We start from the raw sequence: 12156 nt of genomic DNA, 5'->3' as shown, positions 1-12156 counted from the left end.
CAAGCTTCTCACTCAAGTATCGCCAACTATTCGCCGGCGTAAGCAGCGGCGCTGGCGAGGTTCGTTTGTATGTTCAAAAAAAAAAAAGACCACCGGACGTGGTCTTCTGCTTATGCGCTCAGTACTTTTCTTCCCTTTTGACGACGCGCTGCCAAAACTTTACGTCCGTTCTTTGTGCTCATCCGCTTGCGGAATCCATGCACTTTCGCGCGCTTGCTTACATTCGGTTTAAATGTAGGTCTCATCGATCTGCACCTCCTACTATGGCATACTCCCAAGCATCGACGGGCGACCCGCCGCTGCCTTCATTTGTTCTCGCGGTGAAAAAAACGCTTTTTTTATTAAACCACGCCCACCGTAAAAAGTCAATGATTCCCCATCCTCCGATTCGGCTGGAAAATGTTTTCTCCGAAGGGCTGTGGATAAACGCATGCGTCGCCCACCGCCGCAGGAAACTAATAACATGTGCATAATCCACAGGCGCCGAAAACGAACTTTGTCGAAATCTTAACAAGATATAAACAATATGTAGTGGTGTAGATAACTTTTATGCACAAGTGGTTGAGTTTGTGGATAAAATCCGTGTATTCGTTGAAATACAAGGCATCTTTTGCTATGATAATTATGTTTTCGTTGTGGATTACATCGTTGTTGCCTCATTTTTATCAACAGTCTGTGGATAACATTGTGAACAAATTAATCCCCTATTTATAACTCATTCGCAAAATTCTCTGCATAATGTGGATGCATTCGTTATAATACCCGGCTATTCGACATTTTTACGCGTACCTGCGCCTTTTGGGCGATTAGGATAAGGAGTGACAGTCTGTGGACAGCCATACTTACGATATATGGCAGCAAGTGTTGTCGATCATTCAGACAAAATTAAGCAAGCCTAGCTTCGACACCTGGTTCAAAGCGACGAAGGCTTATTTTGTCGATGAATCGCTGCTCGAAGTGACCGCGCCGACAACGTTTGCGGCCGAATGGCTGGAGGGCCGCTATACGAAGCTGATACGAACGACGCTGTACGAATTTTTGGGCAGACAGATCGACGTTCGCTTTTCCATAGAAGAACCGAAGAGCGCCGAGCCGGCCGTCCAGTTCCCGCCGAAAGCGGCGCAGCCGCCGGTCGCGGCCGAAGAGACGCATACCCATATGCTTAACCCGAAGTATACGTTTGATACATTCGTCATCGGAGCCAACAACCGGTTCGCCCACGCGGCCTCGCTCGCGGTGGCGGAAGCGCCGGCGAAAGCGTACAATCCGCTGTTTCTGTACGGAGGCGTCGGACTCGGCAAGACGCACTTAATGCACGCCATCGGGCACTACATTATGGATCACAACCCGAATACGAGAGTGCTCTACATCTCTTCAGAGAAGTTTACGAACGAATTCATTAACGCGATCCGCGACAACCGCGGGGAGAGCTTCCGCACGAAATACCGCAACATCGACGTGCTGCTGATCGACGACATTCAATTTTTGGCCGGCAAGGAACAGACGCAGGAGGAGTTCTTCCATACGTTCAACGCGCTGCACGAGGAACGGAAGCAGATCGTCATCTCCAGCGACCGGCCGCCGAAGGAAATTCCGACGCTCGAGGAGCGGCTGCGGTCGCGCTTCGAATGGGGACTCATTACCGATATTCAGCCTCCGGATCTGGAGACAAGGATCGCGATTCTTCGCAAGAAGGCGCGCGCGGAGAACCTCGATATCCCGAACGAAGCGATGATCTATATCGCCAACCAGATCGACACGAACATCCGCGAGCTCGAAGGCGCGCTGATCCGGGTCGTCGCCTACTCGTCGCTCATCAACGCCGACATTTCGTCGCATTTGGCAGCCGAAGCGCTCAAGGACATCATCCCGTCGAGCCGGCCGAGAATGATCACGATCCAGGATATTCAGACAAAAGTCGGGGAATTTTACGGTTTGCGCCTGGAGGAATTCAAAGCGCGAAAGCGCACGAAAGCCGTCGCTTATCCTCGGCAGATCGCCATGTATCTATCGCGCGAGCTGACCGATTTCTCCTTGCCGAAGATCGGCGAGGCATTCGGCGGGCGCGACCATACGACGGTCATTCACGCCCACGAGAAAATTTCGCAGCAGCTTAAGGTGGATCAGGACCTGTACAAGATCGTTCAGAACCTGACCGAAAAGATCAAAAATCATATGTGAACAACCGAGCAAGCCTATGCACACGCTATGCACATGTGGATAGGCTTGCTTTCTCGGTATTCCATAGGGTTATCCACATATCCAGCGGCCCTACTACTACGTCTACTAAAATTCTTTTAAAAAACATCGTAAATCACGCGTAAACGCGGTAAACCGAATCATTCCCCAAAACGAGCGCTAGGAGTGAAACCATGAAATTATCCATCTCTAAAAACGAATTGAACGACGCCATTCAACAAGTCGCCAAAGCCGCATCTTCCAGACCGGCCATCCCCATTCTCGGCGGCATCAAAATCGAAGTCACGCATCTCGGCGTAACGCTGACGGCAAGCGATACCGACATTTCGATCCAAAGCTTCATTCCTGTGGAAAAGGATCAATACGTTATTGCACATGTGGATAAACCCGGAAGCGTCGTTTTGCCCGCCAAATTTTTTGTCGAAATCGTCAAGAAACTGCCTTCCGACCAAGTCGTCATCGACGTAGGAGCCAATTTCCAAACGATCATTCGATCCGGTTCGACGGAAATCCAAATGGTCGGCCTCGATCCCGAGGAATTTCCGGTACTTCCCTCCATCGAACAAAACGATACGCTTCAAATGCCGGGCGATCTATTGAAAGCGATGATCCGCCAGACCGTGCTGGCCGCCTCCACCAGCGAACAAACGCCGATTTTGACGGGCGTGCTGTGGACCTTGTCGGGCGGTGAATTGAAATTCGTCGCAACCGATCGACATCGTCTGGCAAGCCGGACGTCGCAAGTCGACACGCCCGAGGAATACAAATTCAGCAATATCGTCATTTCGGCCAAAACGCTGATCGAGCTGTCGAAGCTCGTGCCGGAGCATAACGCTCTTGTCGACATCGTCGTGGCGGATAACCAGGTGCTCTTCAAGCTCGACAACGTTCTGTTTTTCACGCGGATTTTGGACGGGACCTATCCCGATACTTCTAAGATTATTCCGCAAACCTACAAAACAGAACTCGTTCTGGATACAAAAAACGTAACCGACGCGATCGACCGCGCTTACCTGATGTCGCGCGAGGAGAAAACGAATATCGTCCGCCTGATGACGCTCGAGGACGGCTCGATCGAAATTTCGTCCAGCTCGACCGAGCTCGGGCGGGTGACGGAGCAGCTGGAGGCGAAGGAATTCAACGGCGAGCCGCTGCGTATCGCGTTCAACTCCAAATATATGCTCGACGTGCTTAAGGTCATCGACAGCGAGCAGCTGTTCATCGGATTTACGGGCGCGATGAGCCCCATCATCATCCGTCCGGTGGATCACGCCTACAGCATGTACGTCATTTTGCCGTACCGGACGACCGGTTAACAGCCGGTTTCGACGGCTTAGAAAGGAATGAGACGATCACGATGAAGGAAATCGCCATTCAGACCAAATATATAACGCTCGGCCAGTTTCTGAAGCTGGCCGATTGCATCGCGACCGGCGGGCACGCGAAGTTTTTTCTTCAGGAGAACAAGGTGCTCATTAACGGGGAAGCGGATAACCGCCGCGGCAGGAAGCTGTATGCCGGCGATCAAGTAGAAGTTGAGGGCTGCGGCGTCTTTACGGTAGGTAAAGCGTAACGGACCGGGAGGTCGAATCGTGTTTTTAACAAGCATCCAGCTGCAAAATTACCGTAATTACGACGAGCTTGACCTGCAGACGACGAACAAGGTGAACGTATTTCTCGGACCGAACGCCCAAGGCAAGACGAATCTGCTCGAAGCGATATTCGTGCTCGCCCTCTCCAAGTCGCATCGGACGTCGAAGGACAAGGAGCTGATCGGCTGGCAGAGTGAATCCGCCCGCATAGGGGGAAGCGTAGATAAGAAGTACGGCACGGTCAAGCTCGACCTGCTGTTCTCCGCGCAGGGAAAGAAGGCGAAGATCAACGGCCTGGAGCAGCGGAAGCTGAGCGATTTTATCGGCTCCGTCAACGTCGTCATGTTCGCGCCGGAGGATCTGGAAATCGTGAAAGGAACGCCGGGGGTACGGAGACGGTTTCTCGATATGGAAATCGGACAAGTGCAACCCGGCTATTTGCATACGCTGCAGCAGTACGGCAAAGTTTTGCAGCAGCGGAACAATTTTTTGAAGGCGTCCTACGGGGGCGGACCGAACGCGACGATGCTGGACGTATGGAATATGCAGCTGGCGGAGCACGGTGTTAAAATTATGAAAAAAAGGGAACACTTTATTCATAAACTGCAAACGTACGCCGAGCAAATCCATTCGGGCATTACGAACGGAACGGAGCGGCTGACGATCGAATACCGGCCGTCGTTCGATACGGACGCCTTGCAAGATGAATCTGTTTTATTTAATCAATTTATGATAAAGTTAACACAGGTGAAAGATCAGGAGATTCGCAGAGGCGTTACTTTGGCGGGGCCTCACCGCGACGATCTGGCGTTTTTTATCAACGGCAAGGAAGCGCAAATTTTCGGCTCCCAAGGGCAGCAGCGCACGACGGCCTTGTCGCTCAAATTGGCGGAAATCGAGCTCATTAACGAAGAAATCGGGGAATATCCGCTATTGCTGCTTGACGACGTGCTCTCGGAGCTCGATCAGAACCGTCAGACGCAGCTTATCGAAACCTTCCAAAGCAAAGTACAAACGTTTATAACGACGACCGGCCTTGAAAGCGTGAATGTCAGCAGGCTTCAGGATGCCGGTATCTATCATGTGCAAGGCGGCCGTGTGACCCGGTAGCGCGCGAAAGCGAATAGGAGAGGTGGGCGAAGGATATGTACATCCATTTAGGCGGCGAGAAAATTATTCGGGCTGCGGAGTTGGTGGCTATTTTTGATATTTCGATCGAACAATCCTCTAAACTATCCAAGCAATTCGTAGCGGGAGCACGCAAGCGCAAGGACGTCGAGACGATCGGCGAGGAAGAGCCTAAATCGATCGTCGTGACCAAGCAGAAAATCTATTATTCGCCGATTTCATCCTCTACGCTGAAGAAACGGGCCCATCATTTTGCGGCGAACGGCTAGAGCGAAGGCGATCGGGAAGAGCAGTTGAGAGGAGCAGTGAACTTGCATGTCTTTGGATCAACATACGTATGATGAGAGTCAAATACAGGTCCTGGAAGGTTTAGAGGCCGTACGCAAACGTCCGGGGATGTACATCGGCTCCACAAGCGGCAAAGGTCTTCACCATCTCGTCTGGGAGGTTGTCGATAACAGCATTGACGAGGCGCTGGCCGGTTATTGCACGAAGATTGATGTCATTGTTCATGAAAATAACAGCATAACCGTTATCGACAACGGACGCGGCATTCCGGTCGGCGAGAACGCGAAGCTGAAAAAATCGACGCTGGAAGTCGTCATGACGGTGCTCCATGCGGGAGGCAAATTCGGCGGCGAGGGCTATAAAGTATCCGGGGGTCTGCACGGTGTAGGTGTTTCCGTCGTCAACGCGCTGTCCGAGTTGGTTATCGTTCAAGTAAGGCGGCAAGGGCATATTTTCCAGCAGGAATACCGCAAGGGGGTTCCGCAGTACGAGATCAAAATCGTCGGAGATACCGAAGAGACGGGCACGAAAACGACGTTCCTGCCAGATCCGGAGATCTTCACGGAAACGACCGTCTACGAGTACGACACGCTGCAATCGCGTATCCGCGAGCTGGCGTTTTTGAATAAAGGCATCGAAATTACCCTTACCGACGAGAGGACCGGCGTGTCCAACTCGTTCAAATACGACGGCGGCATTATCGAGTTCGTCAAGTTTCTGAACAAAAACCGCGAAGCGCTGCATGAAACGCCGATTTATGTCGAAGGCGCCAAGGATCATATTCATGTAGAGGTCGCGCTGCAGTATAACGACAGCTATAGCGAAAATATTTATTCGTTCGCCAATAATATCAACACGCATGAGGGCGGGACGCACGAGTCCGGCTTAAAGAGCGCGTTGACGCGCATTATTAACGACTACGCCCGCAGGTCGAATCTGATCAAGGATAACGATTCGAACTTCTCGGGCGACGACGTGCGCGAAGGCCTCACGGCCATCATTTCCGTCAAAATTCCCGAGCCGCAGTTCGAAGGCCAGACGAAGACGAAGCTCGGCAACAGCGAAGTGCGGGGCATCGTGGAATCGTTCTTCGCGGAGAAGTTTCAGGAGTTTCTGGATGAGAACCCGGCCGTATCGCGCAAAATCGTCGAGAAGGGCCTGCAGGCTGCGCGGGCCCGCGAGGCGGCGCGCAAAGCGCGCGACCTCACTCGTCGCAAGAGCGCGCTGGAAGTAGGCTCGTTGCCGGGCAAGCTTGCCGATTGTTCGTCCAAGGACGCCTCGATCAGCGAGCTGTACATTGTCGAAGGGGACTCCGCAGGCGGCTCCGCCAAGCAGGGGCGCGATCGCCACTTCCAGGCGATATTGCCGCTGCGGGGCAAAATTTTGAACGTGGAGAAGGCCCGTTTGGACCGCATTCTCGGCAACGCGGAAATTCGCGCGATCATTACGGCGCTCGGCACCGGGATCAGCGACGACTTCGACCTGTCCAAGGCGCGCTACCACAAAATCATAATTATGACCGACGCCGACGTCGACGGCGCGCACATCCGCACGCTGATGCTGACGTTCTTCTACCGGTACATGCGCCAAATCATCGAAGCGGGCTATATTTATATCGCCCAGCCGCCGCTGTTCAAGATCGAGCGCAACAAGGTGATTCGGTATGCTCAGTCGGAGAAGGAACGCGACCAGATTATCGCCGAATTCGGCGAAGGCGTGAAAGTTAACGTACAGCGCTATAAAGGACTTGGCGAGATGAACGCCGAGCAGCTGTGGGAGACGACGATGGATCCGGAGAGCCGGACCATGCTCCAGGTCACGATCGAGGACGCGATCGAAGCGGATGTCGTCTTCGATACGCTGATGGGCGATAACGTCGAGCCGCGTCGAGATTTCATTCAGAAGTACGCCAAATACGTGACGAATCTTGACGTTTAGGCTAACCGCCAAGGAAAAGAAGCAGTCGCCCGCTTAAGGCCGACTGCTTCTTTTCCTTTCGAAGCGGCCATAGGCGACCGCGTACCGGTACATTTTTTGAAAGATGCCCGGATCCGAGAGCTTGCGGAAGATGAACGGGTCGGGGTAGGTGTTCACCTCGAGGACCCATGGAAAAAGACGCGTATCGACCGCGATGTCGACGCCGATTTCTTTAATATTCGGGTAAGCCGTCTGCAGATTGTTCGCGATCGCGACGCTCAGTTTTCTTAGCCGGGTTTTGAAGGCGGCAAGCTCCGAGGCGTTCGTATGGTCGCTCATAAGCCGTTCGATGGCCATCGGCGTCCCGCCGCTATGGTAGTTCGTTACGATTTTTCGGGGGTGGCCCAGCCTGCCGATTATGCCGGTAGCCTCCCATTCGTCCTGGAGATTTTTTTGCACCATGACGCGAATATCGAAGCGCCGCTTCTGATGACGCAGCAGGTGGATTCCCTTTTGCACGATATGACGGCTGTTCCGCTTCTGCCTGACGGCGAGGCTTTGGTAGAGCTGCTCGAATGTCGGAAAAAATTGTACTTTCTTGCCAATCTGGTAACGGTAACCGAAAGCGGGCGCGGTCGTGCGCTCTACCCGGCAGACGCCGTTGCCGTAAGTGCCATGGATCGGCTTGACGTAAACCATGCCGTAGGTCTCGATCATGGCTTGCAGATTGCCGCGGTTAAACAGCCTCGTTTCGGGCATAAACTGACGCAAATAGTCCGATTTTTGCATAACCTGCGTTTTTGCCCATTTGCTCTTCACGCGTTGAATTCTCAAGGCGTTGATACTCCTCTCGCGCTGGTTGTTCGCTCTCGTGATTGGTAAGGATGCAGGAGACAGACTTTATATTGAATGATATAATGAAAGTTGGGTCTGTTTATCTTATGGCGGTATTTCGTAGATGGCGAAAGGTATTTCACCTATTTTTTTGAACAATGAGGAATAACCCAATTAACCGCAAGCTGCAGCAGACGGACAGGAATTGCAAAGCGCGGGCGATCAAGGTTTACCGGTCCGGTTTTTGTGAAAGTAATATAATGATTAGGTTGTTTGAGAGCAGCGATCGATGGCGTCAGGGAGGTAAAGCATGGCGGAAGAACAACGAATGTCAATAAAAGATCGGGATATTGGTACGGAAATGCGAGATTCCTTTATGGATTACGCAATGAGCATCATCGTAAGCCGCGCCCTGCCGGATGTTAGGGACGGGCTTAAGCCGGTGCATCGCCGTATCTTATTTGCGATGTCCGAGCTCGGCATGTCGCCGGATAAGCCGTACAAGAAATCGGCGAGGATCGTAGGGGAAGTCATCGGCAAGTATCATCCGCACGGCGATTCTGCCGTGTATGAATCCATGGTACGGATGGCGCAGGATTTCTCGATGCGTTACATGCTCGTTGACGGGCATGGCAACTTCGGTTCGATCGACGGCGATTTTGCGGCGGCGATGCGTTATACGGAAGCGCGCCTGTCGAAGATCGCGATGGAGCTTCTGCGCGACATCAACAAGGAAACGATCGATTTCGCCCCGAACTACGACGGCGAGGAGATGGAGCCGGTCGTATTGCCGGCGCGTTATCCGAACCTGCTCGTGAACGGCGTTACGGGCATTGCCGTAGGCATGGCGACGAATATTCCGCCGCATAACTTGAACGAAGTGATCGACGGCGTGCAAGCGTTGATCGGCAATCCGGACATTACGTCGGTGGAACTGATGGACCATATAAAAGGCCCGGACTTCCCTACGGCCGGCTTCATCATGGGCCGCCAGGGCATTCGACAGGCGTATTTGACCGGACGAGGATCGGTGACGATGCGCGCCCGCGCGACGATCGAGGAGAACGGCGGCAAAGCGCGCATCGTCGTGCACGAGCTTCCGTACCAGGTGATCAAAGCGCGACTGGTCGAGAAGATCGCCGAGCTCGTACGCGAGAAAAAAATCGAAGGCATTACCGATTTGCGCGACGAATCGGACCGCAACGGCATGCGCGTCGTTATTGAACTGCGCCGCGACGTCAATCCGGGCGTCGTGCTGAACAATTTGTACAAGCATACGCAGCTGCAATCCAACTTCGGCGTCAACATGCTCGCTCTCGTGAACGGCGAGCCGAAAACGCTGAATTTGCGGGATATGCTTTATCATTACTTGCAGCATCAGATCGAAGTCATCCGCCGCCGTACCGAGTATGACCTGAAGAAGGCCGAAGCCCGGGCGCATATTTTGGAGGGCTTGCGGATCGCCCTCGATCATTTGGACGAGGTAATCGCGTTAATCCGTTCCTCCCAGACGGCCGACGAAGCGCGCGAAGGGCTGATCGAGCGGTTCTCCCTCAGCCACGAGCAGGCGCAGGCGATATTGGACATGCGTTTGCAGCGCCTGACCGGACTTGAACGCGACAAGATCGAAGCGGAGTACGCCGAGCTGATGAAGAAGATCGCCGAATACAAAGCGATTCTGGCGGACGAGCAGCTCGTGCTCGATATTATCAGCACGGAGCTTGCGGAGCTGAAGGAACGGTTCGGCGACGAACGCCGAACGGAGATTACGGCGAGCGACGAGGAGATTTTGGACGAGGACTTGATTCCGCGCGAAGACGTCATCATCTCGATTACCCACTCCGGCTATATTAAGCGTCTGCCGGTTTCGACCTACCGAAGCCAGAAGCGGGGCGGCAAAGGCGTCGTGGGCATGGATACGAAGGATAACGATTTCGTCGAGCATCTTTTTGTTTCCAATACGCATCATTACTTGCTGTTCTTTACGAACAAGGGCAAGGTATACAAGCTCAAGGCATACGAGATTCCGGATCTGAGCCGTACCGCGCGCGGCACGCCGATCATCAATCTGATTCAAATCGAACAGGGCGAGACGATCAACGCGGTTATTCCGGTTCAGGATTTCGATTCCGAGCATTACCTCTTCTTCGCGACCCGGCAAGGCGTGGTGAAGAAGACGCCGCTCGACGATTACGTGAACATCCGCAAAATCGGCCTGATCGCCATTTCGCTTCGCGAGGACGATGATTTGATCGGCGTGAAGCTGACCGACGGCAACCAGGAGATCATTATGGGGACGGCGCAAGGCATGTCGATCCGTTACTCCGAACAGGACGTAAGATCGATGGGCCGTTCCGCGACCGGCGTTAAGGGCATCCAATTGGACGATGACGATACGGTCATCGACATGGACGTTATTTTGCCGGACAGAGACATTCTGATCGTTACCTCCAGAGGCTACGGCAAGCGTACGCCTGTCGCCGATTATCGGATTCAGAATCGCGGCGGCAAAGGCATCAAGACGCTCAACGTCACGGATAAGAACGGTCCGATCGTATCGCTCAAGGTCGTCGAGAACGACGAGGATCTCATGATCATGACGGCTTCGGGCACGATGATCCGGACGAGCATGAGCGGCATTTCGACGATGGGCCGGAATACGCAGGGCGTCAAGCTCATTAATACGCGCGAGGACGATACGGTGGCAACGGTAACCCGGGTCGCTCGGAGCGAGGATAACGAGGCATTGGACGACCGGGAGGAGCAAGACGGGCAAAACGGCGAAGAGACAGTAGAGTAAAGCCGTTGTCCCGCAATAAGGTTGAAGGGGAGAGGACACGAGTGGCGGCGGTAACGTTATCTCAGCTTAAGCCAGGCGACAAAATCAGTGAAGATGCCCTCACTCCGCTTGGCAGTGTTCTGTTACAGAAGGGGAAGGTCATAACTCCGAAGGAAATTGAGATTTTACAAGCTTTTCTGATCATCGCCGTCGAGATTGAAGCCAGCGGCGCGGCGAGCAAAGCTCAGGATGAAGCAGCTGAAGAACCGGCGCAGGAGACGGGCATGACGCTCGTTTCCTCTCCCCTTCACAGAGAGTACGATCAAATGGTGCAGGTGCTGCGCGGGGTATTCAACTCCTTCGCCGCAGGCTCCAGCTTGCCGGTCATGGACATCCGCAAGCAGTTAGAGAAGACGATTGAGAACGTGAGAAGCTATAATCTTCTCACCTTTACCCCGCGCCAGTTCGCGGAAAAAGACTATTTGCTGCACAATAGCATCGCATCGGCGTTAACGTCGTATCAGATCGCGCAATGGGTAGGCTTACCGCAGAAGGATTGGATGCAGGCTGCGTTCGCCGGACTGCTGCACGACATCGGCAACGTGAAGATCGACAAGGCGATATTGACGAAACCGAACGCGCTCACGCCGGACGAAAAAGAAGAAATGATGAAGCATACGGTTATCGGGTATCAAATGCTCAAAAACGTGCCCGCCTTGAATGAAGGGGTCAAGATGGCCGCCCTGCAGCATCACGAGAAGGTCGACGGGTCCGGTTACCCGCTCGGAATCGACGCGACCAAAATCCATCCTTACGCGAAAATCGTGGCGATCGCGGATATTTTCCATGCGATGACCTTGAACAAAGCGTACCGAAAGGCGATTTCGCCGTATCTGGTGCTAGAGCAAATCCAGAGCGACGCATTCGGCAAGCTGGATCCGGGCTATGTGCGGACGTTCGTAGAGAAGGCGACCCAGTTTCATAATGGCACGGTCGTCAAGCTTAGCGACGATCGCATCGGCGAAATCATATTTACCGATCGCGCGCATCCGACGAGGCCTTGGGTTTCCATAGACGGGACGATCGTTAATCTCACGCTGGAGAGGCAGTACCATATTAAAGAGGTGCTGAAGTAAGAATGATGACGGCGAATTCAAGATGCGGTTAATCGGCTGGCAGCAGCTGCTAACGGTATAGCGAATTCGCCGTTTTATATTTGTTATGGAATGCGAAGCGGAGCGCTCGATGTTGGCGAAAAATAATTTTAATAAAAGCTTGCAATCGAATAGGCAAACGTGATATATTATCAAAGTCGCCGCTGAGACATAGCGCCGACGCGATAGAAAAGCTTGTTCTTTGAAAACTGAACAACGAGTGAAACTGCCCCGTTAATCCGCATGGATTAATGGAAAAGCGATA

At 53.2% G+C, this 12156-nt stretch carries 10 protein-coding genes; 8 read left to right on the top strand and 2 right to left on the bottom strand.

The features are described from left to right. Nucleotides 1–110: 110 nt before the first annotated feature. Nucleotides 111–245 carry a 50S ribosomal protein L34 gene (rpmH, locus tag IDH41_RS24520; protein ID WP_087572533.1) on the bottom strand — a complete coding sequence of 45 codons (135 nt, stop codon included), beginning with the start codon at nt 243–245 and terminating at the stop codon, nt 111–113. A 583-nt stretch (nt 246–828) separates the two neighbouring features. Between rpmH and dnaA the strand changes: the two genes are divergently transcribed. From dnaA to gyrB, 6 genes are all read left to right on the top strand, one after another. Next, the gene (dnaA, locus tag IDH41_RS24515) at nt 829–2181 is read left to right on the top strand and encodes a chromosomal replication initiator protein DnaA (RefSeq protein ID WP_190865830.1); all 1353 of its coding nucleotides are present in this window, start codon (nt 829–831) and stop codon (nt 2179–2181) included. Nucleotides 2182–2372: 191 nt separating this feature from the next. After that, a complete protein-coding gene (dnaN, locus tag IDH41_RS24510; RefSeq protein WP_190865828.1) occupies nt 2373–3515 on the top strand; it encodes a DNA polymerase III subunit beta in 1143 nt (380 codons plus the stop codon). Nucleotides 3516–3556: 41 nt separating this feature from the next. Next, on the top strand, nt 3557–3772 hold the full coding sequence (gene yaaA, locus IDH41_RS24505) for a S4 domain-containing protein YaaA (protein WP_190865826.1): 216 nt from the start codon (nt 3557–3559) through the stop codon (nt 3770–3772). A 19-nt stretch (nt 3773–3791) separates the two neighbouring features. Then, the gene (gene recF, locus IDH41_RS24500) at nt 3792–4901 is read left to right on the top strand and encodes a DNA replication/repair protein RecF (protein ID WP_190865824.1); all 1110 of its coding nucleotides are present in this window, start codon (nt 3792–3794) and stop codon (nt 4899–4901) included. A 35-nt stretch (nt 4902–4936) separates the two neighbouring features. Next, on the top strand, nt 4937–5188 hold the full coding sequence (gene remB / locus IDH41_RS24495; protein ID WP_012772007.1) for an extracellular matrix regulator RemB: 252 nt from the start codon (nt 4937–4939) through the stop codon (nt 5186–5188). A gap of 46 nt (nt 5189–5234) precedes the next feature. Then, a complete protein-coding gene (gyrB, locus tag IDH41_RS24490) occupies nt 5235–7145 on the top strand; it encodes a DNA topoisomerase (ATP-hydrolyzing) subunit B (RefSeq protein ID WP_190865822.1) in 1911 nt (636 codons plus the stop codon). 33 nt (nt 7146–7178) lie between these two features. Here gyrB and IDH41_RS24485 read toward each other — a convergent pair whose 3' ends face one another. Next, entirely contained in the window at nt 7179–7958 is a 780-nt protein-coding gene (locus tag IDH41_RS24485) for a YheC/YheD family protein (RefSeq protein ID WP_190865820.1), read from the bottom strand. 310 nt (nt 7959–8268) lie between these two features. On the opposite strand from IDH41_RS24485, the gene gyrA reads away from it, so the two are divergent. Both gyrA and IDH41_RS24475 read left to right on the top strand, forming a co-directional pair. Beyond that, the gene (gene gyrA, locus IDH41_RS24480) at nt 8269–10758 is read left to right on the top strand and encodes a DNA gyrase subunit A (protein WP_190865818.1); all 2490 of its coding nucleotides are present in this window, start codon (nt 8269–8271) and stop codon (nt 10756–10758) included. A 41-nt stretch (nt 10759–10799) separates the two neighbouring features. Beyond that, nucleotides 10800–11873, top strand: coding sequence for an HD-GYP domain-containing protein (locus IDH41_RS24475; RefSeq protein WP_190865816.1), 1074 nt, complete (start codon nt 10800–10802; stop codon nt 11871–11873). Nucleotides 11874–12156 lie beyond the last annotated feature (283 nt).

This window comes from Paenibacillus arenilitoris, assembly GCF_014705655.1.
Taxonomy (GTDB): Bacteria; Bacillota; Bacilli; order Paenibacillales; family Paenibacillaceae; genus Pristimantibacillus; species Pristimantibacillus arenilitoris.
This window is presented reverse-complemented; position numbering and strand designations above follow the sequence as displayed.

Coding starts and splice junctions, on each gene's coding strand:
- gyrB (WP_190865822.1), top strand. CDS start 5,235: ATGTCTTTGGATCAACATACGTATGATGAGAGTCAAATACAGGTCCTG.
- yaaA (WP_190865826.1), top strand. CDS start 3,557: ATGAAGGAAATCGCCATTCAGACCAAATATATAACGCTCGGCCAGTTT.
- gyrA (WP_190865818.1), top strand. CDS start 8,269: ATGGCGGAAGAACAACGAATGTCAATAAAAGATCGGGATATTGGTACG.
- rpmH (WP_087572533.1), bottom strand. CDS start 245: ATGAGACCTACATTTAAACCGAATGTAAGCAAGCGCGCGAAAGTGCAT.
- remB (WP_012772007.1), top strand. CDS start 4,937: ATGTACATCCATTTAGGCGGCGAGAAAATTATTCGGGCTGCGGAGTTG.
- dnaN (WP_190865828.1), top strand. CDS start 2,373: ATGAAATTATCCATCTCTAAAAACGAATTGAACGACGCCATTCAACAA.